The sequence below is a fragment of the Enterobacter sp. ku-bf2 genome (assembly GCF_001742765.1).
Classification (GTDB): Bacteria; Pseudomonadota; Gammaproteobacteria; order Enterobacterales; family Enterobacteriaceae; genus Enterobacter; species Enterobacter quasiroggenkampii.
The window spans coordinates 191,677-214,698 of the sequence record NZ_MDVW01000012.1 but is presented as its reverse complement, the minus strand read 5'-3'; the positions used below and the strand labels follow the sequence as shown (position 1 = coordinate 214,698).

The window sequence follows — 23,022 nt, the reverse complement described above, 5'->3', positions numbered from 1 at the left end:
CTGACGAGATTCGCCAGCCTTTTGGTTGATTTTAAATGCTATTTTTCGATGTAGTTGTAAGAAGTCAGAATTCCTTTGTCAGAAAAATCGACGGACAGGTGCTGCTTGCGATCCAGATTAAGAGGAATGATGAGATAGATACGACGATCGATGATCTGCGACGTATACTCCCAGTGGCGCGTATTATTGTAGTCAGCCGTATTTGCTGGTACGCCAAAAGCAATCAGCACATCTTTGCGGGTCGTGACCTCTGGGATCAGCTTCTGCTTTATCTCTTTTTCCGAATACTGAGCCAGGCTTGTCGCCTTGGTTCCGTCGTAGTTCGATGCACATGAGGCGCTCAGGAGACAGGCTAACGCCACACCTAAAAAGTTAATGGCTTTCACTGTACAAAATCCTTTTCAACATAAATGCCATTGACGGTATCAAGCGCGACTTCTTTCATATAAAGCACGCAATATCCCGTTTTATCGCTATAGCTAATATGCCCTTCGTAGATCTTTTTCTTTTCTGGCGTGAAAGTCAGCGATACATTACATCCCTGATATAAAGCGTGCTGGATAGTGGTTTTTTCATCTGGCACAATCAACGTTTCGAAATAGTCTTTGTCGTATTTCTTCCCCGTGACTTTAGGGAGACCAATATCTTTCGTCGACCCAAGGAAAGGGTTCAAATAACGATTGTGCTTAAGTACCCACCCACCTGTTTCTTTACCAGATTTATCATACTGATAGATGCCATAACTCATCGGCGGCCCAATGAGACGAAGCTTAGCGACATCCTCGCTACTCGGCGGTGGCGTGTACATTTTCGGCTCAGGAAAGAAAGTACTGCAGCCAGAAAGACTCACTATTGCTGGAATAATTATATATTTTAAAAATCGCATACCGTTACCTTTATATATATCCTTGCTTATTTTTCAGAGAGACACCCCGAGGCATTAACATCCCTGAATGTTATTAACAAATCACTCATAGATATAAAGGTCAACTAAAAAAAATAAATTTAGGTTTAGTGTAATAAAAATGCGCGTGCCGTTGGATTTTGAGGAGTTTATTAATACTCTTTGAACAACGAATCGCCAATGTTGGCTCACTCTTCAAGCGTGGTAACACTGGCAGAGCGGGAACCGTAAACTCAACCCCTCCAGTTCCTTTACTCACAAACTGCAAAACTAAAGAAATCCCCCATCGCGCCGATCATCATCCGTGTGTATTATTTCCTGTAGCTTTTACAACAACTAACCTTAACTCAAATACTTAAGCGCCAAAGCGAAAGGCATCATGAGCACACCGATCAAACGGCTAGAAATCATTAAAAATGCCATTGAGCTGGAAGATGATGACATCATCCAGAGCCAGCTGACACGCCTGAAAAATGAAGCGTTTGACGATGAGCTACAGGCAATCGTCGTGGCGCTTGAGGAGAAGAACTACACCGCGGCCATGGCGGCCATTACCGCCTGGCTGCAGGGCCAGCGCGCCGTGACCCCGTGGCGCGATCCGCAGGTGGCGGCCAGCAAGCTGGAGCTGAAGGCGCTGGAAGAGCGTCTGCGCGATCTGATTGACCGCCGCAACGCGCGGGTGCAGCAGCTTGATGAGTTCAACGATCTCTATTTCTCCCGCCTCGGGCCGCTGATGCAGCAGATCCTCGCCCTGCGAAAAACGCTGGCGGAGCTGAACCTGCGTCGTCAGCAGGCGGAAGCGCGTCGTCGCGAGGAGGATTACCGTCGCTGCCAGCACTATATGGCCCAGGCGGTAGAGGTGCTGGCGACGCTCACCCAGCGCTGGCGCGATCTCCCGGCTGACTCCGTCCAGGCCGCCGAGGCACGTAAGCATCTGGAGCAGCAAAGCAATCTGATTGCCAACCTGTTGGCCGAAGCGCAGGAGCTGGAGAGCGGCTTAACGCGCGAAGAGGAGCCTGCGCGTCAGGCTCGCGACGAGGCCAACGAAGAGTACGAGAAGTATCGCGAACAGCATCACGATGCCGAAGTGCGGCTGCGCAAAGGTAAGCATCTTTCGCAAGAGGACCAGAACGAACTCAAGCGTCTCTGGCGGCAGGCGAGCAAGCTCTGCCACCCGGATCTGGTGGCGGACGATCTGAAAGAAGAAGCCAACAACATGATGGTGCAGCTTAACCAGGCGAAGCAGCGCGGCGACGTGAAAGCCATTCGCTCGCTGGTGGCCCGCCTGCAGCAGGGCTTCGAGCCATTGATGGCCAGCGACAGGCTGAACGATCTGGAACGTATCCGCAAAAAAATGGCGCAGGTCCGCGAGCAGATCGACACCTTAGTGAACGAGCTGGCGGAGCTGGAGAAAGAGGAGTCCTGGCTGCTGGTCTCCTCGCTGAGCAATATGGAAGCGTACTTTGCTCAGCAGGAGAAAGCGCTGCACGAGGTCCGCGCCTCGCTCGAACATCAGGTGAGCGAAGCGCAGTTGGATTCGGCAGCCTGATTATTTGGCGTGCCAGTATGCGCTGGCACGCACCAGCTGCGGGTCAATGGCGTCGGCTTCAAACTGACGGCTCAGGCTTTTCACCACCTTCCCTTCCCCGGTCAGCCAGATAAAGTAATCGTCCCCCGGAACGGTCAGCGTCGCCAGATGGTCCGCGACTGCCTGCTCGCTGTGGCCCACCACCCAGGTGATGTTGAACGCGCTCAGGTGCGCCAGATAGTCCTTATACGATTCATCCCCAACCGTCACGATCGCCTGCACGTCCGGGCGAACCGGCAGTTGCGCAATGCTCTCTAAGCGTCGACGCAGCGCGGGCATGCCGGACTCGTCGCACACGTACAGCTGCCAGGCGTAATCCTCCGGCACCACCAGCGAACCGCGCGGGCCGCCGATGGTCAGCTTATCGCCTACCTTCGCTTGTAGCGCCCATCCGCTGGCTATGCCGCCGTCATGAATGAAGAAATCCAACGCCAGTTCAAGACGGGCCTCATCGTAGAGCGGCGTATAGTCGCGCGCCTGCGGACGCACGCCGTCACCCCAGTCGATGCCTTCATCGGTGACCACCGGCGGCGTAAACGTCGTCCCGGGTGCCGGGAAAAAGACTTTGGTATGGTCGTCGAAACCGCGGGAGCTAAAGCCCTCCAGCGCCTCGCCGCCTAGCACAATGCGCTGGAAACCCGCGTTGACGCGCTCAACGCGGAGCACCGTCAGTTCGCGAAAACGCAGGTCATTACGAACACGCTGTGGATAACGGGTAGATGCCATTTTTAGACCCTTTTCTGGTGAATACGATATATCTAAATCAATTTCCAAATGATAATGATTACTAATAAGGAAAAATGCAAGATTTTTTAGATTGCATCTGAATATATCTTAGATATAGTTTAGATATATCAAAATGAAGGGCATATTATGCGACACGAACACGATGGCGGCGGGCGTCGACCGCGCTTTTTTGGCCACGGCGATCTGCGGCTGGTGATTCTGGATATCCTGACCCGTAGCGCAAGCCACGGCTACGAGCTGATCAAAGAGATCGAGAACCTGACGCAGGGAAACTACACCCCGAGCCCGGGCGTCATCTATCCCACCCTGGATTATCTTCAGGATCAGACGTTTATCACCATTACGGAAGAAGAAAACGGGCGTAAGCGCATTGCGATTACCGCTGAAGGACAACGCTGGCTGGATGAAAACCAGGAACAGCTGGAACAGATCCAGGTGCGTATCAAAGCGCGCAGCGTCGGCTTTCAGCTACGCAAAAACCCGCAGATGAAGCGGGCTCTGGATAACTTCAAAGCGGTACTGGACCTGAAGGTAAATCAGGGAGAGCTCAGCGACGCGCAGCTTAAGCAGATTATCGGCGTGATTGACCGCGCGGCGCTGGAGATCTCCCAACTGGATTAAGCCGGTGCGTGCTCGCTCACGCGGAAGACGCGTACCAGCTCTTTAAGGTGCATCGCCTGTTCATTAAGCGATGCCGCCGCCGCGACGGACTCCTCCACCAGCGCGGAGTTTTGCTGGGTGGTGGCGTCAATCAGACCAATCGCGCTGTTGATCTGCGAGATCCCCTCCGTCTGCTCATGGCTGGCCTGACGGATCTCACGCAGGATCGCATCCATCTCCTCCACGTTGCCGACCATGCCGTTAATCAGCCCACTCGCTTTTTCGACCAGGTTCATCCCGTCCTGGGTCTGGCTGGTGGAGCTCTCAATCAGCTCCCGGATTTCGCTGGCAGACGACGCGCTCTTCTGGGCAAGCTGGCGCACCTCTCCGGCGACCACCGCAAAGCCGCGGCCATGCTCACCGGCGCGCGCCGCTTCCACCGCCGCGTTCAGCGCCAGAATGTTGGTCTGGAATGCAATGGCGTCGATCAGGTCGATAATGTCGGACATCCGGTTGGAGGTCTCGTTAATCAGGCGCATTTTGCTGGTCACCTGCTTCATCATCTCACCGTTGTTTTTGACCACCGTGGCGGCATCGGCAGAAAGATTGGTCGCTTCACCGGTATGCGAGGCGGTATTTTTCACCGTCGCGGTGATCTGCTCCATCGAGGCGGCAGTCTGTTCAACGGAGCTGGCCTGCTCTTCCGTGCGTGCGGCCAGATCCTGGTTACCGGCGACAATCTGCGCGGCTGCGCTGGAGATATTCTCCGAGCCGGTCTGCACCTGCTGCACAATGTCCAGCAGACGCGTCTTCATCTCCATCAGCGCATGCAGCAACAGGCCCGTTTCGTCTTTGCCGTGCGGCGTGATGCTGCCCGTCAGATCGCCCTCTGAAATCGCTTTTGCAAAATTCACCGCCTCACCGAGCGGGCGGGTGATAGCGCGCACGATAAACCAGCCAATCAGGCTGCCTGCCGCAACGCTAAAGAGCGTGAGCAGGATCAGCAGCAGACGGTTAGACCTGAAATCCCCTTCCACCTGCGTACCCGCACGCTGCATCTCGCTGTTCTGAATGGCAATCAACTCCTTCACCTTCGCTTTATAAGCCTGCTGCACGGCAAGGGTGGTGGTCATCATCTCCTGAATGGCGCCCGCACGGTTGTTGTTCTGCACTGCCTGCAAAATACGATAGCGCGAATCCAGATACTGCTGGCGCACGCTGCGGATATCCGCCAACACCTGCTGAGACTTTTGATCCTGCAAGGCGTTGTTCAGCTCGCCCAGAATCACCGTAATATGCTCGCTGATCTCTTTCAGGCGCTGCTGAGATTGCCCCGTGTAAGTACCCTGCTCGTCCAGCAGCATCAGCTGTTGAGTGCTAATAAATTCCTGGAAGTTATCGATTAACTGGTTCGCTTTTACCGTGGTCGGATAGTCATGGGTAATAATGGATTGCATCCCATTATTTGCCCGATTCAGGCTCAGCAAAGACACACTTGCGCTGATCGCCATCAGGACAATAAAGAACCCAAACGCCAGAAATAATTTCGTGCCGATCTTTACGTCATGTAAGAACATATTTACTCCATCGATGTGATTATTTCTCAGACGATCGCTGTTATCGGTAACGGATTGGCTAACTTTATGACTTTGATCGTTTTTTTATTTCATAACCCTCACAATGCATAGGTGTAGGCTATTAATATTGCTTCATCGATCGTTACCAGACCGTCAAACGGGGTATTTTTGAAACAGGATTCTGAAGAACTGACTTAGGCAGGAATAAATAACTGAGGCACTTTCTTTAGTTATTTAATATTAAATTAACAATAAACCACATTAATAGTCACAATGGGAAAAATAAAAAGCCGTTTATTCCTTATGGTATAAACGGCTTTTTTGGAACATGACTGACTCAATGGAGCACGGTCACCGCATCCTTAAGACGTCCGGCGCGATGCTTCACCATGGCAGAAATGTGCGCGCTCTCCTCCACCAGGTCGGCGTTTTTCTGCGTGATGCTGTCAAGTTCAGCCACCGCACGGGTTAACTCTGATAACCCGGTTGCCTGCTCGGAGGTCGCGTGGCTGATCTGGGCGATAAGCTGCGTCACGTTTTTCACCTGCACAACGATATCATCCATCGTACGGCCCGCAGCGTGTACCTGCTCAGAGCCGGACTGCACCTTGCTGGCGCTGGCATCAATGAGTTTACGAATATCATTAGCCGCACTGGCGCTGCGGCTGGCAAGATGGCGGACTTCGCCCGCGACCACAGCAAACCCTTTACCCTGCTCGCCTGCCCTTGCCGCTTCAACCGCCGCGTTCAGCGCCAGAATATTAGTCTGGAAAGCGATATCGTTAATCAGAGAGGTAATCGAGCCAATTCGCTGCGTGCTGTCGGCAATGTCATCCATCGTTTTAACGACGGTCTGCATCGCATTGCCCCCTTTCGTTGCCGCGCTGCTCGCGGCCACGGAGAGTTTGTCCACCTCGGCGGCGGTTTCGGAGTTACTCTGAACGGACGCGGCCATCTGGTTCATTGTCGCGACGGTCTGCTGCACGTTCGCGACGGTCTGACGCGTACGATCGTTCAGATCTTCATTTCCCTGCGCCAGCCTGTCGCTGCCGTCACGGACGCTCACCACCTGGCTCGACACGTCATTGATCAACCAGCGGCACATCAAGCCAAGCTGCCCTACCGCGCGCAGCGTCAGGCCCAGCTCGTCGCTGCGGTTCAGGTGCTGCACGCTATTGCGCTCGCCGGTGGCGACCTTCAGCGCCTGTCGCGCCACATTCTCGATCGGGCGGACAATCTGTTGCTCAAACAGCAGCGTTCCCAGCAGCATCACCACCGCGGCAGCGGCGAGCGGCGTCCATCCGGCGGAGGTTGCGGCCAGCGTGGCGGCGAGTACGGCAAAGAGCACCGCCATCACGCTGCGCACGCGCCAGCGCAGCGGCATGGCCGGCAGTTTGCCCAGCCAGCCCTTTCCCACCACCAGCCCTTTGTGAATACGTTTTTTACAGCGCCCGTCGTTCAGCGCCCGGTAGAGCGGCTCCACGGCGGCGATCTCTTCCGCTGTGGCTCTGGTGCGAATCGACATATAGCCCGTCACCTGCCCACGGCGCACCATCGGCACCGCGTTAGCACGCACCCAGTAGTGGTCACCGTTTTTGCGCCGGTTTTTGACAATCCCGCTCCACGGCTCGCCCTGCTGCAGCGTGTACCACATATCGGCAAACGCGGCTTTTGGCATATCGGGATGGCGCACCATATTGTGCGGCTGGCCCGTCAGCTCATCGAGCTGGTAACCGCTCACCTGCACAAAGGTGTCGTTGGCGTGGGTAATGTAGCTGTGGATGTCTGTGGTAGACATTAAGGTGGTGTCATCGTCCAGAGGATATTCATTCTGGGTGACATAGGTTGGAGAGGACATGGCGTGCATCCCTTGCAGGTTATTTGAATGTTAATTTTGTGGGTCATTGTTTTTTCGGCGGTAAACAATTTATCTTTAGTTGTTAAACTTGATGGAGATCGCAGATTTGACTTAAACCATACTTTTTGTACGATTTTTTAATCCATTGATTTCAAATACTTTCGCAGAGAAATTACCCACAAAGCATGACTCGTTAATGCCCGCTTAAGTCGCAGCGTATGCACTTCTTTAGTGCAGCGGCGCTTTTACCCCCTTCTTTATATTCTCTGCCCCGTACCGCTAAATCTCGTTTGGCTTCTATCGGCATGATTAAATATTGTGCAACATTATTTTAACCTGGCGTTTATCCCGATTTTCGTTAAGGCATCTGAAGTGGCGTAATCCCTGCAATACTTAAACCAGTATCATGTGATACGCGATCCCCGGGAGCACATTTTGAACAGGTTACCTTCCAGCGCCTCGGCTCTTGCCTGTACCGCGCACGCACTGAATCTCATTGAGAAACGAACGCTTGATCATGAGGAGATGAAACAACTTAACCGAGAGGTCATCGATTACTTTAAAGAGCACGTCAATCCAGGGTTTCTGGAGTATCGCAAATCTGTTACCGCCGGCGGGGATTACGGAGCCGTAGAGTGGCAAGCGGGAAGTCTGAACACGCTTGTCGACACCCAGGGACAGGAGTTTATCGATTGCCTGGGAGGTTTTGGAATTTTCAACGTGGGGCACCGTAATCCAGTTGTGGTTTCCGCCGTACAGAATCAACTTGCGAAACAACCTCTCCATAGCCAGGAACTGCTCGACCCGCTTCGCGCCATGCTCGCGAAAACGCTGGCGGCCTTAACGCCCGGCAAACTGAAATACAGCTTCTTTAGCAACAGCGGCACGGAATCGGTCGAAGCGGCGATTAAGCTCGCCAAAGCGTACCAGTCGCCGCGCGGGAAATTCACCTTCATCGCCACCAGCGGCGCGTTCCACGGTAAATCCCTGGGCGCACTGTCGGCGACCGCGAAATCCACGTTCCGCAAACCGTTTATGCCACTGCTGCCGGGCTTCCGCCACGTGCCGTTCGGTGACATTAACGCCATGCGCACCGCACTGAGCGAATGCCGTAAAACCGGCGATGACGTGGCGGCGGTGATCCTGGAGCCGATTCAGGGTGAAGGCGGCGTCATCCTCCCTCCGCAGGGCTATCTGCCAGCCGTGCGTCAGCTGTGCGATGAGTTTGGCGCGCTGCTGATCCTCGACGAAGTCCAGACCGGAATGGGGCGCACCGGCAAGATGTTTGCCTGCGAGCACGAGAACGTTCAACCGGACATTCTGTGCCTGGCGAAAGCGTTGGGCGGCGGCGTCATGCCGATTGGCGCAACGGTGGCTACCGAAGAGGTGTTCTCGGTGCTGTTCGACAATCCGTTCCTGCATACCACCACCTTTGGCGGTAACCCGCTGGCCTGTGCGGCGGCGCTGGCGACCATCAACGTGCTGCTGGAGCAAAACCTGCCTGCGCAGGCGGAGCAAAAAGGCGACATGCTGCTGGATGGCTTCCGCCAGCTGGGCCGTGAATTCCCGGATTTGATCCAGGATGCGCGCGGCAAAGGGTTGCTGATGGCCATTGAGTTTGTTGACAACGAAATCGGCTACAGCTTCGCGAGCGAGATGTTCCGCCAGCGGGTGCTGGTGGCCGGCACGCTCAACAACTCAAAAACCATCCGCGTGGAACCCCCGCTGACGTTGACGATTGAGCAGTGTGAGCAGGTGCTGAAAGCGGCGCGTAAAGCGCTGGTGGCGCTGCGGGTAAAAGTGGAAGAAATATAATTATTCCTCTTTTCTTTTGTACGGTCCGGGAACAGAGTTGACAGATATTGACTTCATTCCCGGACCGTACAGCTTTCGCAAGAAGAGGTGACGTTAGCGCCGACGCGAATCATTTCAATTTGTAATCAAGTATTCCATAATGAAAATGAATAGCCTCTTCCCTTGACGTGTAATTTCAGCCCGAAATTAAATATTTAATCTTTACTGTAAGACAACACTTAATAATACACTCCAATTATCAATCTCAGCGATACAAACCCGCAAAATTTCACCGCGGCGAGTGTTTACTGTACTAATTCATACTAAAAATTAATAAAGATAAAGTTAAAAATACATTTAGAATTTCTAATTTAAAATGAGAAATCAACAGATTGATATAATATTTATCAGCGCATAAAATAATTCCCCGGAACATCATGAGAATGTGCGAAACATATTTATTGTATAATGCTGTATATCAAGGCTTTTTAAACCAGCATTATTTTATTCAGGTATTTACAATTTTGTTTCAACTTGACAGAGAACTGTTTATTTAAAAGGATTTGTATGAAAAAGCATGTCTTAGCAATGGTTGTTGCTGCCACAATGGCAAGCGCTGTAACCATGAATGCACAAGCGGAAAGCACAACGGTAACGGTAAGTGGCGGTACCGTTAACTTCGTAGGTCAGGTTGTGAATGCAGCGTGTTCAGTCGCTGCAGACTCCGTCGACCAGACCGTAATTCTTAGCCAGGTTCGTACCGTAAAACTGACTGAAAGCGGAATGCTGGCCAATCAGAAAGAAGATTTCCACATCAAGCTGGAAGACTGCGACACGTCCGTGAGCCAAAATGCTGCCGTCATTTTTAACGCCCAGCAGGATGCAACTCAGCCGGGTGCGATGGCGAATACTGCGGGTGCAGGGTCTGCGCTGAACGTTGCTCTGCAACTGTTTGGCCCTGACGGTAAAAAACTTGACCTGGGAACCACGTCTTCAGCGATCGGTCTGATTAACGGTGAAAATATCATTCCACTGAGCGTTGACTATATCGCAACTGGCGCGGCAACACCGGGTAACGTAGCGTCTACGGCAACCTTCCAGATGGTTTATTCCTGATCTGGACGGAAGGTTGTTGAACCTCCTTCACGCCCCGGTGTGAAGGAGGTTTTTTCAATGTAAACACGCATTTTTATATGTATTGAATACAGAGGATTAAACGAAATACGGTGTCCTGTGTATTCAGTTATATATTTAAGAAAGTGAAATATAAATGACACGAATTACTCCAGCAACTTTTATCAGCCAGCTGATTACTCATTGTTTCTTATTAGCCGCTTCAATGCTGACTATGGCTCACGCTGGTGGTATCGGCCTTGGCGCAACGCGAATCATTTATCCGCAGGGTGATAAGCAGATTTCGTTGCCTGTTACGAATACTTCCGAGAACAATGCCTTCTTAGTGCAATCCTGGGTAGCAAATGCTGACCAGTCTAAATCTCAGGATTTTATTGTTACTCCCCCACTTTTTGTGATGCATCCAAAAAAAGAAAACACTGTGCGAATAATGTACGCTGGACCGGATCTGCCTACGGACAGAGAAAGCGTCTTTTTTTTCAACAGTAAAGCCATCCCGGCGGTCGATAAAAGCAAGTTGCAGGGAAATACGCTGCAGATTGCGACCCAAAGCGTTATTAAGCTTTTTATTCGTCCTAAAAAGTTACCGACGCCGTCCATTGATGCGCCAAAGACGCTGCGTTGCGCGCTGGCTAACGGCAAACTGACCATCAAAAACCCATCGCCTTATTACGTTTCTCTGGTTCAACTCAAAGTCGGAAGCGCGAAATTAACAAACACAATGGTTTCGCCCATGAACAGTCTGGTCATTGATCTCCCGGCAGGAAGCGGGAGCCAGGTGAGTTTCCAGACGGTTAATGATTTTGGTGCTACCACACCTGTTCAGTCATGCCCTGGAGCATAACGTTCCCGAAAAAACACGAACATAGCGCGTTGAAGCAGGCAGGAAAAATGAAGTGTCGTAAGTATCAGACAAGGATTGTCATTCATCGTTTGGCCCCTCTCACACTGGCCATGCTCGGTGCCTTATCATCCGTTAGCGCGGATGCAAACTATTATTTCAACCCTGCCTTCCTCTCAAGCGATCCTGCTGCGGTTGCGGATTTATCCCGTTTTAGTACTTCAGGTCAGGCGCCCGGGGTTTACCGCGTAGACGTCTGGCTGAATGACAATTTTATCGCCACGCGCGACATCACCTTTAATATTCGTAAGGTGTCAAAACCCACAGATGATGATACGGGGCTCGCGCCCTGTTTATCGCTCAAATCACTGGATGCAATGGGCGTTAATGTCGATGCATTCCCAGGCTTGAAAGACGAAAAAGAGAGCCAGTGTGCAGACTTACCTTCTGCCATCCCTGCGGCCAGCACCCTTTTTGATTTTGAACGGCAACGCCTGGATATCAGCATCCCGCAAGCTGCGCTGCGTAATAACGCACGTGGTTATATTCCTCCAGAACAATGGGATGAAGGGATCAATGCCCTGTTGCTGAATTACGACTTTACGGGTTCACACAGCCGTAATAGCGGCGATCATGGTTCGACAACCGACAACTACTTTTTAGGAATGAACAGCGGGTTTAACCTGGGTCCCTGGCGACTGCGGGATTTTTCCACATGGAACTACAGCAGCAGCGGTTCAGAGACTTACACAGACTGGCAGCACATTAAAACCTACGTCGAACGTGCCGTTATCCCACTGAAGAGCAAGCTCACAATAGGTGAAAATTACACAACGTCGGATATTTTCGATAGCCTGCCGTTTCGGGGAGTGCAGATCAATTCGGATGAAAACATGCTGCCGGATAGCATGAAGGGTTTTGCCCCCACCATTCGCGGGATCGCGAAATCCAATGCGCAGGTGACGGTTAAACAAAACGGTTACACCATCTATCAAAGCTATGTCCCGCCAGGCGCATTTGCGATTACCGATCTTTACCCCACCTCATCCAGCGGCGATTTGAATGTCGAGGTAAAAGAATCTGACGGTACGATCAACAGTTACTCCGTACCCTATTCTGCGGTTCCGGTTTTACAGCGTGAAGGTAGCGTAAAATATTCCGCTACCGCTGCCCGTTATCGCAGTAGCAGCGATCAGCAAGAGGACGTGAACTTTGTCCAGGGAACGCTCATCTGGGGTTTACCCAAAGGGTTTACGGTTTATGGCGGTTCTCAGCTGACGGAAAAATACGCCGCCTTTGCCGCCGGTTCCGGCGTAAACCTGGGTAACTTTGGTGCTGTCTCGGCCGATTTCACCCATGCCCAAAGCGAACTGAGCGACGGTAGCTCACACAGCGGGCAATCAATACGTTTTTTATATGCAAAATCGCTGAACAACGTTGGAACCAACTTTCAGCTGTTAGGTTATCGCTACTCAACATCCGGTTTTTATACGCTGGATGAAACCACCTATAAGCAGATGAAAGGGTATATCGGCCAGGACGATCCGAATAACGGCACCGAAGACCATGAGCCCGTGTGGACTGATTATTACAATCTCTACTACACCAAACGCGGTAAGTTACAGGCCAATATTTCCCAGCAATTGGGTCAGGCCGGGTCGATTTTCCTCAACGGCAGTCAGCAAACATACTGGCATACCGATGAAAAAAACACGCTTCTGCAGCTAGGCTATAGCGGAACGGCAGCAGGCGTGAGCTATAACCTGACGTATAACTACAATAAAGCGCCAGGCATGAGCAACAGCGATCGCATTTATTCGTTAACGCTCTCATTCCCGCTTAATCTCTGGCTCCACCCGGGTGGAGACGTGACCAAACGTTTAAACAGCATTTATACCACTTACGGCATGAGCGCCGATGATAATGGTAGGGTTACCAACACAGCGGGCATTAACGGAACGCTGCTTGAGGATAATAACCTGAGCTACAGCGTTCAGCAGGGTTATCAAAATCAGCATGCCGGTGCCAGCGGTAGCGTCAGTACGGAATATGATAGCGCCTACGGTAATGCGAACCTGGGGTACAACTACAGTAATAACGGCGATTACCAACAGATAAACTATGGCCTCAGCGGCGGTATTGTCGCCCACCGCAATGGCATTACCTTGAGCCAGCCGTTAGGCGATACCAATGTCCTGATCGCAGCGCCAGGCGCAAGCAACGTTAAGGTTGAAGACGGACCCGGGATCCACACTGACTGGCGAGGCTATGCCGTTGTGCCGTACGCCAGCGCATACCACCGTAACCGTATGGCGCTGAATACCAACTCCCTGAGCGACGACCTGGACATTGACGAGGCCGTTACCCAGGTTGTTCCCACCCAGGGTGCCCTTGTACGCGCGACCTTCAAAGCCCGCTCCGGCAATCGTGCCATGATCTCATTAATTCATAACGGTCAACCGGTGCCCTTTGGTGCCATTGTCACGCGCGGTGATGAAGGGGGAGACACGATTGTAGGCGAGAACGGCGAAGCTTATCTGTCAGGGCTAGGCTCAACAGGCACCCTGACGGCGCAATGGGGCGACACCCGCGATAAAAAATGTATTGCGATCTATAAGCTAACTGAAACAAAGCAGTCCCTCGTGCGTTTAAAAGCGGAGTGCCGATAGGTGAAATTACGTATTTTTATTTTATTACTGAGTCTTGTCACGTCAGCGAAAAGCCTGGCGGTGATCTGCCATAATTTTTCAAATAGCATTACGATTGTAAATTACGATCTGTCAACGACGTTGACCAAAGAAGAAAACCAGCTGGGAAAGGCTGTTGAACTGATTAAGTCACAGGATGTGGGCGTCGAAGCCATATGCGCACAACATCCTGACGGGGATTCTCGAACCTATCGTTCATACCGAAGCCCCTTTCCGGTTATCTTCACAGAAGATCAGTGGAAATATATGAGCCTCGATCCAACCTATATCGCGGGCGCGATGCGCATTACCGACTCTGATATTGGTGATTATTATCCCCCTGCGGATTACATCCATATGGGGAAAGACTGGAGGGTCGATAAAGAAGATCTTAACGAACCCTTTTCAGTATATGATTCCAATCTGGTGTTCAGAATAAAAATTGTCAAACCGTTTATTGGCACGGTGATTATCCCCAATAAAGTGATGTTCAATGTTTATGTTACAACAACGAACACCGACCCGCTGAATACTATTGTTTATCAAATTACGTACAACGGCGCCGTAACCGTGCCGCAAAACTGCGTCATTAATGCGGGACAGGTGATCACTGTTGATCTGGGAAAACTAAACAGTTCTTCATTCACGACCGTCGGTGAGAAGCCGTATAACGCGCCGGTAAAAACCTTTAACGTTCCTGTCGAATGTAATGCGGACGTGATATCACCCGCGCATCTCACGCTTCGACTGGTGGCAACAGCAGACACGCACGTTAGCCAGGCGCTTGCAACCGATAATAAAGATGTTGGCGTCGTGGTAACCAACGAAAATGGCACCGTCATGATCCCTAACGACACGTCCAGTGTCGCTGATTTTATTACTGATGATACGGGCCATGCCGATGTAACGTTAAAAACCTACCCTATCAGCACCACAGGCAATGCTCCAGCAGAAGGTGTTTTCACAGCTCTGGCATGTTTACGTATCGATTTTGCGTAAGGGGTGAATAATGAAAATCGTTTATTTTTTCCCGCTGGCGATGCTGTTTTCCGGAATGCCGGTCACCTATGCGGATGATGGCGCGTCAATTAACCTCCAGATATTCGGCACCATTATTGGTGAGTCCTGTGATGTTGATGTGAACAGTAAAGAACAAACGGTTGATCTGGGCGACTTTGACGCATCGGAATTTCCAGTACCTGGAACAACGTCGCCAGAAAAAGCGTTTACCATCGACCTGAATAATTGTTCACGTGCCATCCAGGGAACAAAAGTCTGGTTCAGCGGTACGCCCGATAGTAATAATTCCGATCTGTTAGCCCTGAGCGACACGGGTAAAGGCACGGCCACCGAAATGGCGACCGGCGTTGGCGTGGAGCTTCTCAATGCCGAACTGAATCCAATCAAGATAAATAATGTGGAATCAGCAATCTATCCGTTAAAGCAAGGCGATAATAGCCTGACGTTTAATTTACGGTATAAATCTACTCTGCCAGCGGTTACGCCTGGGAATGCAACGGCCATTATGTATTTTGATTTGCTCTATCAGTAGGATGCGGAAATGAAAAAAAAATTAACAATGATATTCACCGCGCTTTTTCTGGTGGCATTGTTTTCTGAATGTACACTGGCGCACGACGGTACAATTTATATCACTGGCGTTATCCATAAAAAGACGTGCACTATCGCGCCTGACTCACAGACGCTGACGGTCCCAATGGACAGCGTTCAAAGCCTCTACTTCACCCAACCGGGTATGGGGGCCGATTATCACCCGTTTGCCATTAATGTGGAAAACTGTGCCGGAACAGAAGGCTCCGTCAGTATTACCTTTGATGGCACACCCGACACGGCAAACCCCGATTTGCTAACGCTCATCGGCGGTGAAGGCTATGCGACGGGCATCGGTGTAGGTATTTACAATCAGGACAAATCGCTGATTTCCATCGGAAGTAAAAGCCAGGACGTCTTGATTATCCCTCATCAAAGCGACGCCATTCTGCATTTTTACGCCCGCTACATTGCCACTGCCAGTACCGTCACCACGGGGACGGCAAATGCGACGACGACATTTATTCTTAATTATGCGTGAACGTTTATTCCCGGCGACGATGCTGCTTCTCTTTTTATTCTCGATGACCGTGCCCCAGGCAAGGGCTGGGGTCACGATCGGTGGAACACGTTTTGTCTATCCGGAACGAGAGAAATCAATCAGTTTTTCTGTCCGTAACCCTTCTGACGCTTCTTACCTGATCTACACCAAAGTCGAGCCAGGCGGCCTTTGGGCAGGCTCTGAAACGCCGCCCGGGTTGCAATCGGCATTTGTCGCCACGCCACAGCTGTTTTCATTGCATCCTGAACGTGAAAACACGGTTCGCCTGATATTTACGGGAGGCGTCATACCTGAAGATCGCGAAACGCTGTTCACGTTAAGCGTTTCGGCCATTCCTTCTGCGAACAAGCACTCCGCAGGCGTTCAGACTGCAGTGCGTTCACGCTTTAAACTTTTTTATCGCCCCGCCGGGCTCACCGGTAATCCTGATGATGCTTATCAGGCTCTACGCTGGTCGCGAAGCAAAAGTAAGGTCGTCGTGTATAACCCGACGCCTTATTACATCACGCTTTATCAGCTCAGCCTCGGGGGAAAAAACATACCCGACGGCGGCGTTGTCGCCCCTTTTAGCAAGCGCGAGCTCGAAGGCTGTAAAGACGCCGCGCTGTGCCAGGTACGCTGGCAAACGATTAATGACTATGGCCGCATTATGCCTGTTCGAATGCAAACACTTTTGTCGTAGTCCAGTTCTTACTCTTTTTACGGAATAATAGTATGAAAGTCCCTACCGTCCTTTGTCGCCTCTCAGTCCCCCTTGCTGCGGCACTTGTTTTCTCCACCGCAACGCAGGCAGAGCCCGCCACGCCCCAGCAGATCGAGCAAACAGGAAAAGCGGCAGAAGCCTATTTCGCTGCACACCCTGAAAAATTAGGGGAAATTGTCTCGACCTATCTTGCCGAGCATCCTGAGTTTTTGGTTGCGGCGGGCGAAAGCCTTCGCCAGCGTCAACAGATAGCCCAGCAGCAAGCCATGGTGCAAAATGCCGTGATCCATCGCGATCGGTTACTTGCCGCCGGCGATCCCGTCGTCGGCCCCGTTGACGCAAAAGCCGCCGTGGTGGCTTTCGTGGAGGAAAACTGTGTGAACTGCAACATCACACAAGATCTTATCCATGCCAATCCGGATGTGCGTTTTATCTTTAAAAAATTGCCTTCCGCCGGGTCGGCAAACAAAGCATTACAGGAAAACGTGACGCTAGTGAAGCAGATCGGTTTTACCAACATGCCAGCGTTTGTCGTTTTGCCTCAGGAAAAAGATCCTGTCATTCAGCGCATTAGCGTTATGTCCGGCAATGTTTCTGCTGATGCATTAATCATGGCGATTCAGAAAGCCAAAGGATAGCCCGAACGCTTTTCTTTCCGATGACGCGCAAAAGCACGTCATCGGACACGAGGTTACTCCGGCAACAGCCCGACGAAGCTGCGTTTTTTGCGCGGCTTCGACATCAGCTCCTCAAGCTTGTCCACGCACGCCAGGTAGTGCGGGGTTTGCTTATGCGCCAGCACCGCCTCTTCGTCTTTGTAGGCCTCGTAGATAAAGAACCGGGTTTTCACGCGTGGGTCCTGCAGCACGTCAAAGCGCAGGTTCCCCGGCTCCTTGATTGCGCCTTCGTGGTTGGCGCGAAACACCTCCAGAAACTCGTCTACCCGCTCGGGCTTAATGTTGATCTCCACCAGCGTCACATTCATTTTGCTTCTCCCTGTTTCTCTTCCTGCCAGAACTGGAACGCATCGCGGACATTCCAGTTCTCGTGAACCACTTTTTTCACCGCCTTCAGCATGGCGAGCGGCGCGCTGGACTGGAAGATGTTGCGCCCCATGTCCACGCCCGACGCGCCCTGGTCAATCGCCCGCCAGCACATCTCCAGCGCCTCGTGCTCCGGCAGCTTTTTGCCCCCGGCGATGACAATCGGCACCGGGCAGCTGGCAGTCACCTTTTCAAAGCCTTCATCCACGTAGTAGGTTTTGACGAACTGCGCCCCCATTTCGGCGGCGATGCGGCTGGCCAGCGAGAAATAGCGCGCGTCCCGCGCCATCTCTTTCCCCACGCCCGTCACCGCCAGCGTCGGCATGCCGTAGCGCGCCCCCGCGTCCACCAGCTTGATGATGTTATTAATCGACTGATGCTCAAACTCGCTGCCGATATAGACCTGCGCCGCCACCGCGCAGACGTTCAGGCGCAGGGCATCTTCCATCGCCACCGCCACGCACTCGTTGGACAGTTCCCCCAGGATTGAGTTACCGCCGGAGGCGCGCAGCACGACCGGTTTATTGGTCGCAGCAGGCACCTGGCTCCTGAGGATGCCGCGGGTACACATCAGCACGTCGGTTTCACCAAACAGCGGCGCAATGGAGAGATCGATACGCTCAAGGCCGGTGGTCGGCCCCTGAAAGTAGCCATGGTCAAAGGCCAGCATCACCGTACGGTTACTCTGCGGGTTAAAGATGCGCGCCAGGCGGGACTGCATGCCCCAGTCCAGCGAGCCACAGCCCTTCAGCGTGAACGGCACATTCTGCTGCGGCGTGCCGATGCCAAAATCCTTACCGTCTTTGATATCGTCTAAATCAGCCATTTGCTCCCCCGTCAGAAATCGTATTTGTTGATGTTCTCTTTGGTGAACACCACCCGCTCCGGCAGCAGCACGATGCCGTTGCCCTTCGCCTCATACGGGTAGCCCTGCACGCTGTTCGGCTCGACCTTCAGCGCCCCGATGTTTTTTACGTCCACGCTGTCGCCGACGTTAAGATCGCCTTTTTTCAGCAAACGATCGGCGACATTGACCGCAATTTTGCCCTGTTGCACCACATCCCAGAGGCCAAAGGCCTTCACCGTGCCGCGCTCAACGTACGGACGCATCACGTTTGGCGTGCTGAACCCGACAATCGCCACCCCTTCCCGCTTCAGGTTTTCCGCCGCCTGCGCCGCGGCAGGCAGGGCGTTGGCGTCCGGGGCGATGATCGCATCCAGATCCGGATACGCTTTTAAGATCCCCTCGGCGGTTTGCAACGATTTGGTGGCGTCGTTATAGCCAAACTGGGTGGTGACGACCTGCCACTGCGGATGATCTTTCTCGATTTTGGCCTTCGCCTCTTTCACCCACTGGTTCTGGTCAGTCACGGTCGGGCTGGAGTAGAAGAACGCCACTTTGGCATTCGGTTTAGTGACCTGCTTGCCCGCCATTTCCACCAGCAGGCCACCCAGCTGTTCCGGCGTCCCCTGGTTGATGTAGATGCTGCGACACTCCGGTTTGGTGTCGGAGTCCCAGGTCAGAACCTTAACGCCGCGCTGCATCGCACGCTTCAACGCCGGACACAATCCGTCCGGCGACACGGCGGAGACGATGATGGCGTTATAGCCCTGGTTGACGAAGTTATTGATGAGCTGCACCTGGCCGGAGACGCTCGGCTCGGTCGGACCGTCATAGGTGACGTCCACGCCAAGATCTTTCCCCGCCTCTTTCGCGCCGTTGCCGCCGCTGGTGAAGAAGCCGACGCCCACCAGCTTCGGGATAAAGGCAATGCGGTCCGCCGCCTGCGCCGAGGCGAAGCTGAGGGCCATTGCCAGGACGAGCAGTTTTGTTTTCATCTTACGCTCCGGATAGTTTTCTAAAGAGAGATCGCACCCATTCGCGGTGCAGACTCAGCGAACGTCCCATCACCACCACAACCAGCAGCGCCCCTGACAGCGCGCTCGACACCTGGTTGGGGATGCCGACCATCTGTAAACCCTGCTGCAGATACCCCACCAGCAGCGCCGCCAGCGCCGTACCGACAACCGAACCTGACCCGCCGTAGATATTGGCCCCGCCGAGCACGGCGGCGGTGAGCGCAGGCATCAGTAAATCGCGCCCCAGATCCGAACGCGCGGAGCCGAAATAGGAGACCATTACCAGCGCGGCAATCGCCGAGGCTACGCCTACCAGGCCGTACAGCACGTAGGGCATGCCGTTCACCGACAGCGCCGCATAGCGCGCCGCGCGCGGGTTCTGCCCAATCAGGAACAGATGGCGCCCAAAGCGCCCGCGGTGGGTAATGAGCCAGAAGAAGAAGGTGATAGCCGCGAACAAGACCAATGGGATCGGCAGGCCAAATACCGTGAGGTTAGCGAAGGCGGTAAAGCTGTCCGGGAAGCCGCCGATGCCCTCGTAGCCCGTGGCCCCCGCCATGCCGGAGAGCAGCAGCGCCCCGCCGCCGTAGAGGTAGAGCGTGCCGAGGGTGATCACCAGCGGGCTGATGCCGGTGTAGTGGATCAGTGCCGCGTTTACCAGCCCGCACAGCAGTCCCAGCAGCAGCGTCAGCGGAATGGCAACCGCCATCGGCCACCCGGCCTGCATCATCACCCCCAGCGCAATCGCGCACAGGCCGATGGTCGAGCCGAGGGAGATATCGATCCCGCCGCTGATAATCACCAGCGTCAGCGGCAGCGCCACGATGCCAATGCAGATAAAATCGCTGGTGCTGAACAACAGCATGTTGATGTCGAGCATGCGCGGGTTGATGGCGCCGAAAAGCAGGATCTCCAGCACCAGCAAAATGAGCAGCGCGCTTTCCCAGTTAAGCCTCATTTACGCCACCTCTTTTTTGCGTTTGGGAAAGGGGGTGACGTGCTTTCCCCCTCTGTTACCCGGCTGGAAGCGACCATACTTCAGCGCCCGCTGATGCCGCGCCAGCGCCTGGCGCAGACGCCCGTCGAGCACCAGCACGCCCAGCAGCACCAGCCCGGCGATAAAGTCATTCCACCAGGCAGGAAGCCTGAACAGCACCAGCACGGTGTCGATTTGGGTGAGGAAGAACGCACCGAGCAACGCGCCGATCAGCGTGCCCGTGCCGCCCAACAGCGAAATGCCGCCGAGGACGCAGGCGGCGATGGCCTTCATTTCCAGCCCGCTGCCGGTCTGGTTGGGCACAAAACCAATCTGTGCGGCAAAGACAATCCCGGCGCAGGCCGCCAGCATGCCGTTGAGGGTAAAGGCGATCATGCGGGTGCGGTTCACCGCTACGCCCAGCTGCCGCGCGGCGGCGAGGTTATCCCCCACCGCGTAGAAATCACGCCCGAACGCGGTGCGCGACAGCGTCCACGCGCCGGTGACCACGATCATCAACACCACCATGCCAAGGGGCGACACGCCGATGGCCGCAGGCTCAGAGAGCGATTTCAGCCCCGGCGGCAGCCCCTCAATCCACTTCCCGCCGGTCCAGAGCAGCATCGCTCCACGGTACAGCCCCAGCGTGCCGAGGGTGGCGACAATCGCCGGGATGCGCAGCCCCACCACCAGCAACCCGTTGAACGCCCCGGCCAGCGCGCCAACCATGAGCGCGAAGAGAATGGAAACGGGCAGGCTGTAGCCGCTGTTGAGCGCCACGCCGACGGCAATGGCGGACAGCCCGACGGTCGACCCCACGGAGACATCGATATTGCGGGTCAGCATTACCAGCGACGCGCCGATAGCCAGCAGGATCAGGATCTGCGAGCTGGCGAAAATCATCCCCAGCGTTTGCAGGCTGAAGTAAGAGGGATTAAGCGCCACCAGCACGGCGAACAGCGCCAGAATGGCGAGAAACGCGCTCAGCTCGCGGTTTTTCAGTAAGATCTTCATGCTTGCCCTCCAAACGCCAGCGCCATCATGCGATCGAGGCTGACGGCATGGCGCGGCAGCTCGCCGCTGAGCACGCCCTGGTGCATCACCAACACGCGGTCCGCGAGGCCCGGAAACTCATCAAGATCGCTTGAGATCATCAGTACCGCCACGTTCTGCGCCGCCACGCTTTTGATGAGCTGGTAGATATCGGCGCGCGCCGAGACGTCCACGCCGCGCGTCGGTTCATCGACGATCAGCAGTAAAGGATTGGCCTCCAGACAGCGCGCCAGCAGCACTTTCTGCTGGTTGCCGCCGGAGAGCGTGCGCACGGTTTGATCCGCATGGTTGAGCTTGATCCCCAGCGCCCGGTGATAGCGCTCCACGACCGCAGACTCCCGCTTGCGCTGCTGCCAGAGCGACGGCTCGTTCAGCGCCACGGTGTTCCAGCGGATCGGCGCGTCGAGGAACAGGCCGGACACCTGCCTGTCTTCCGGCAGGTAGACCAGGCCTCTGTTTAGTCGCGAGCGCACCGGCTCGTTGGCGATCTCCTGGTTCTCCAGCCAGATGCGTCCCCCGCGTACCGGCCGCAGGCCGTAGAGGGTTTCGGCAAACTCGGTACGTCCGGATCCCACCAGCCCTGCAAGGCCGACGATCTCTCCGGCGTAGATCTCAAGGCTCAGATCGATAAAGCCTTCTCCGGTGAGATCCTCCACCCGCAGCACCGGAAAGTCCTGCAGCTGGGTGCGACGGTTGCCCGGCAGCGCCAGCCACAGCTTTTGCGTATCGCTCAGGGATTTCTCCCGGCTCACCGGCGTCATGGCGGCGATCAGGGCGTTATCGTCGAACTGCGCGGTTTCACCGCTCAGCACCACCGCGCCGTCGCGCATCACCGAGACGTGGCTCGACAGCACGCGAATTTCCGGCAGCTTATGCGAGATAAACACGATCCCGACGCCGAGTGCCTGCAGGGCGCGGATCTGACGAAACAGCCGTTCGGTTTCGCCCGGCGTGAGAGAGGCCGTAGGTTCGTCGAGGATCAGGATCCGGGCGTTGCGCATTAATCCGCGCAGGATCTCCACCATCTGCTGATCCGCCACTTCCAGGGTGCTGGCGGCGGCGTCGAGGTTGAGCTGGCACTGCAGCTGCTCAAGTTTTTCCGCCAGCCGCTTTTCCCGATCGCGCTCGCGCGGCAGGCGGAACAGGATATTTTCCCGCACCGTCAGGTTAGGGAACAGCAGCGGCTCCTGCGGCACCAGGTAAATACCGAGCCTGTGCGCCTGCACGGGCGTCAGCCGCGCATATGACTGCCCCTCGACGGAAAGTTCACCGCCGTCCGGCGTCTCGACCCCGGCGATGATCTTCATCAGCGTCGATTTTCCCGCGCCGTTTCCGCCCATCAGCGCGTGCACCTGGCCCGCAAGCAGCGTGAAATCAATGCCTTTTAGAACCGGCACGCCTGAGAACTGCTTGCTGATATTCCGCGCGTCGAGAAGTGAGGTCATCATCGCTCCGCTATTGAACAAATGATTTTTAGATTTAATAATGTTCAAAAGCGTAGACGGTGAACTATATTTACAACCGTGCAGGGATCACAGTTTTAT

General features: G+C 54.1%; 22 protein-coding genes. 11 read left to right on the top strand and 11 right to left on the bottom strand.

Annotation, left to right across the window (positions count from 1 at the left end; all coding sequences use genetic code 11):
- Nucleotides 1-38: 38 nt before the first annotated feature.
- Together BFG58_RS13360 and BFG58_RS13355 are read right to left on the bottom strand one after the other, a co-directional pair.
- Complete coding sequence (locus BFG58_RS13360; RefSeq protein ID WP_048028933.1) at nucleotides 39-386, bottom strand: hypothetical protein; 348 nt, start codon at nucleotides 384-386, stop codon at nucleotides 39-41.
- Nucleotides 383-886, bottom strand: a complete 504-nt coding sequence (locus BFG58_RS13355; protein WP_080347321.1) for a hypothetical protein — start codon at nucleotides 884-886, stop codon at nucleotides 383-385. The genes BFG58_RS13360 and BFG58_RS13355 overlap by 4 nt, the downstream gene beginning before the upstream one ends.
- A gap of 397 nt (nucleotides 887-1,283) precedes the next feature.
- On the opposite strand from BFG58_RS13355, the gene BFG58_RS13350 reads away from it, so the two are divergent.
- Nucleotides 1,284-2,453: a DNA repair protein gene (locus BFG58_RS13350; RefSeq protein ID WP_045910042.1), complete on the top strand. Its 1,170-nt coding sequence runs from the start codon at nucleotides 1,284-1,286 to the stop codon at nucleotides 2,451-2,453.
- On the opposite strand, the gene BFG58_RS13345 is transcribed toward BFG58_RS13350, so the two are convergent.
- Nucleotides 2,454-3,218 carry a siderophore-interacting protein gene (locus tag BFG58_RS13345; protein WP_069719938.1) on the bottom strand — a complete coding sequence of 255 codons (765 nt, stop codon included), beginning with the start codon at nucleotides 3,216-3,218 and terminating at the stop codon, nucleotides 2,454-2,456.
- Between the two features lie 147 nt (nucleotides 3,219-3,365).
- On the opposite strand from BFG58_RS13345, the gene BFG58_RS13340 reads away from it, so the two are divergent.
- Nucleotides 3,366-3,860, top strand: coding sequence for a PadR family transcriptional regulator (locus BFG58_RS13340; protein ID WP_045910044.1), 495 nt, complete (start codon nucleotides 3,366-3,368; stop codon nucleotides 3,858-3,860).
- Here the strand turns inward: BFG58_RS13340 and BFG58_RS13335 are convergent.
- Both BFG58_RS13335 and BFG58_RS13330 read right to left on the bottom strand, forming a co-directional pair.
- Nucleotides 3,857-5,416, bottom strand: a complete 1,560-nt coding sequence (locus tag BFG58_RS13335) for a methyl-accepting chemotaxis protein (protein WP_045910045.1) — start codon at nucleotides 5,414-5,416, stop codon at nucleotides 3,857-3,859. The two genes, BFG58_RS13340 and BFG58_RS13335, sit on opposite strands and share 4 nt — an antisense overlap.
- 337 nt (nucleotides 5,417-5,753) lie before the next feature.
- The gene (locus BFG58_RS13330; protein WP_047072884.1) at nucleotides 5,754-7,274 is read right to left on the bottom strand and encodes a PAS domain-containing methyl-accepting chemotaxis protein; all 1,521 of its coding nucleotides are present in this window, start codon (nucleotides 7,272-7,274) and stop codon (nucleotides 5,754-5,756) included.
- 435 nt (nucleotides 7,275-7,709) lie between these two features.
- Between BFG58_RS13330 and ygjG the strand changes: the two genes are divergently transcribed.
- From ygjG to BFG58_RS13285, 9 genes are all read left to right on the top strand, one after another.
- Nucleotides 7,710-9,089 carry a putrescine aminotransferase gene (ygjG, locus tag BFG58_RS13325; RefSeq protein ID WP_048224989.1) on the top strand — a complete coding sequence of 460 codons (1,380 nt, stop codon included), beginning with the start codon at nucleotides 7,710-7,712 and terminating at the stop codon, nucleotides 9,087-9,089.
- Nucleotides 9,090-9,635: 546 nt separating this feature from the next.
- Nucleotides 9,636-10,184, top strand: coding sequence for a fimbrial protein BcfA (locus BFG58_RS13320; RefSeq protein ID WP_048028925.1), 549 nt, complete (start codon nucleotides 9,636-9,638; stop codon nucleotides 10,182-10,184).
- A gap of 223 nt (nucleotides 10,185-10,407) precedes the next feature.
- Entirely contained in the window at nucleotides 10,408-11,046 is a 639-nt protein-coding gene (locus BFG58_RS13315) for a fimbria/pilus periplasmic chaperone (protein ID WP_223540593.1), read from the top strand.
- 47 nt (nucleotides 11,047-11,093) lie between these two features.
- Nucleotides 11,094-13,712, top strand: coding sequence for a fimbrial biogenesis usher protein (locus tag BFG58_RS13310; protein ID WP_045910050.1), 2,619 nt, complete (start codon nucleotides 11,094-11,096; stop codon nucleotides 13,710-13,712).
- Entirely contained in the window at nucleotides 13,713-14,729 is a 1,017-nt protein-coding gene (locus tag BFG58_RS13305; protein ID WP_045910051.1) for a fimbrial protein, read from the top strand.
- Nucleotides 14,730-14,739: 10 nt separating this feature from the next.
- Nucleotides 14,740-15,282 carry a fimbrial protein gene (locus tag BFG58_RS13300; RefSeq protein ID WP_069719937.1) on the top strand — a complete coding sequence of 181 codons (543 nt, stop codon included), beginning with the start codon at nucleotides 14,740-14,742 and terminating at the stop codon, nucleotides 15,280-15,282.
- 9 nt (nucleotides 15,283-15,291) lie between these two features.
- Nucleotides 15,292-15,822 (top strand): fimbrial protein, encoded by a 531-nt coding sequence (locus BFG58_RS13295; RefSeq protein ID WP_080474243.1) that lies wholly within the window; start codon nucleotides 15,292-15,294, stop codon nucleotides 15,820-15,822.
- Nucleotides 15,788-16,525, top strand: a complete 738-nt coding sequence (locus tag BFG58_RS13290) for a molecular chaperone (RefSeq protein WP_254665202.1) — start codon at nucleotides 15,788-15,790, stop codon at nucleotides 16,523-16,525. The genes BFG58_RS13295 and BFG58_RS13290 overlap by 35 nt, the downstream gene beginning before the upstream one ends.
- Nucleotides 16,526-16,557: 32 nt before the next feature.
- A complete protein-coding gene (locus BFG58_RS13285) occupies nucleotides 16,558-17,184 on the top strand; it encodes a hypothetical protein (RefSeq protein ID WP_069719935.1) in 627 nt (208 codons plus the stop codon).
- A gap of 53 nt (nucleotides 17,185-17,237) precedes the next feature.
- Here BFG58_RS13285 and lsrG read toward each other — a convergent pair whose 3' ends face one another.
- From lsrG to lsrA, 6 genes are read right to left on the bottom strand one after another with little or no spacing between them, the layout of a single operon-like run.
- Entirely contained in the window at nucleotides 17,238-17,531 is a 294-nt protein-coding gene (gene lsrG, locus BFG58_RS13280) for a (4S)-4-hydroxy-5-phosphonooxypentane-2,3-dione isomerase (RefSeq protein WP_069719934.1), read from the bottom strand.
- Nucleotides 17,528-18,415, bottom strand: a complete 888-nt coding sequence (lsrF, locus tag BFG58_RS13275; RefSeq protein WP_069719933.1) for a 3-hydroxy-5-phosphonooxypentane-2,4-dione thiolase — start codon at nucleotides 18,413-18,415, stop codon at nucleotides 17,528-17,530. Before lsrF ends, lsrG begins: the two co-directional genes overlap by 4 nt.
- Nucleotides 18,416-18,426: 11 nt before the next feature.
- Complete coding sequence (gene lsrB / locus BFG58_RS13270; protein ID WP_069719932.1) at nucleotides 18,427-19,428, bottom strand: autoinducer 2 ABC transporter substrate-binding protein LsrB; 1,002 nt, start codon at nucleotides 19,426-19,428, stop codon at nucleotides 18,427-18,429.
- A gap of 1 nt (nucleotide 19,429) precedes the next feature.
- Nucleotides 19,430-20,407, bottom strand: a complete 978-nt coding sequence (lsrD, locus tag BFG58_RS13265) for an autoinducer 2 ABC transporter permease LsrD (protein WP_069719931.1) — start codon at nucleotides 20,405-20,407, stop codon at nucleotides 19,430-19,432.
- Entirely contained in the window at nucleotides 20,408-21,439 is a 1,032-nt protein-coding gene (gene lsrC, locus BFG58_RS13260; protein ID WP_069719930.1) for an autoinducer 2 ABC transporter permease LsrC, read from the bottom strand.
- Entirely contained in the window at nucleotides 21,436-22,923 is a 1,488-nt protein-coding gene (gene lsrA / locus BFG58_RS13255) for an autoinducer 2 ABC transporter ATP-binding protein LsrA (RefSeq protein WP_069719929.1), read from the bottom strand. The genes lsrC and lsrA overlap by 4 nt, the downstream gene beginning before the upstream one ends.
- Between the last annotated feature and the right edge of the window lie 99 nt (nucleotides 22,924-23,022).

Bases quoted from the DNA above. Each gene is read 5' to 3' on its own strand.
- BFG58_RS13355 (WP_080347321.1), bottom strand. From the start codon at position 886: ATGCGATTTTTAAAATATATAATTATTCCAGCAATAGTGAGTCTTTCT.
- BFG58_RS13350 (WP_045910042.1), top strand. From the start codon at position 1,284: ATGAGCACACCGATCAAACGGCTAGAAATCATTAAAAATGCCATTGAG.
- BFG58_RS13345 (WP_069719938.1), bottom strand. From the start codon at position 3,218: ATGGCATCTACCCGTTATCCACAGCGTGTTCGTAATGACCTGCGTTTT.
- BFG58_RS13340 (WP_045910044.1), top strand. From the start codon at position 3,366: ATGCGACACGAACACGATGGCGGCGGGCGTCGACCGCGCTTTTTTGGC.
- BFG58_RS13335 (WP_045910045.1), bottom strand. From the start codon at position 5,416: ATGTTCTTACATGACGTAAAGATCGGCACGAAATTATTTCTGGCGTTT.
- BFG58_RS13330 (WP_047072884.1), bottom strand. From the start codon at position 7,274: ATGTCCTCTCCAACCTATGTCACCCAGAATGAATATCCTCTGGACGAT.
- BFG58_RS13320 (WP_048028925.1), top strand. From the start codon at position 9,636: ATGAAAAAGCATGTCTTAGCAATGGTTGTTGCTGCCACAATGGCAAGC.
- BFG58_RS13315 (WP_223540593.1), top strand. From the start codon at position 10,408: ATGCTGACTATGGCTCACGCTGGTGGTATCGGCCTTGGCGCAACGCGA.
- BFG58_RS13310 (WP_045910050.1), top strand. From the start codon at position 11,094: ATGAAGTGTCGTAAGTATCAGACAAGGATTGTCATTCATCGTTTGGCC.
- BFG58_RS13300 (WP_069719937.1), top strand. From the start codon at position 14,740: ATGAAAATCGTTTATTTTTTCCCGCTGGCGATGCTGTTTTCCGGAATG.
- BFG58_RS13295 (WP_080474243.1), top strand. From the start codon at position 15,292: ATGAAAAAAAAATTAACAATGATATTCACCGCGCTTTTTCTGGTGGCA.
- BFG58_RS13290 (WP_254665202.1), top strand. From the start codon at position 15,788: ATGCGACGACGACATTTATTCTTAATTATGCGTGAACGTTTATTCCCG.
- BFG58_RS13285 (WP_069719935.1), top strand. From the start codon at position 16,558: ATGAAAGTCCCTACCGTCCTTTGTCGCCTCTCAGTCCCCCTTGCTGCG.
- lsrG (WP_069719934.1), bottom strand. From the start codon at position 17,531: ATGAATGTGACGCTGGTGGAGATCAACATTAAGCCCGAGCGGGTAGAC.
- lsrF (WP_069719933.1), bottom strand. From the start codon at position 18,415: ATGGCTGATTTAGACGATATCAAAGACGGTAAGGATTTTGGCATCGGC.
- lsrB (WP_069719932.1), bottom strand. From the start codon at position 19,428: ATGAAAACAAAACTGCTCGTCCTGGCAATGGCCCTCAGCTTCGCCTCG.
- lsrD (WP_069719931.1), bottom strand. From the start codon at position 20,407: ATGAGGCTTAACTGGGAAAGCGCGCTGCTCATTTTGCTGGTGCTGGAG.
- lsrC (WP_069719930.1), bottom strand. From the start codon at position 21,439: ATGAAGATCTTACTGAAAAACCGCGAGCTGAGCGCGTTTCTCGCCATT.
- lsrA (WP_069719929.1), bottom strand. From the start codon at position 22,923: ATGACCTCACTTCTCGACGCGCGGAATATCAGCAAGCAGTTCTCAGGC.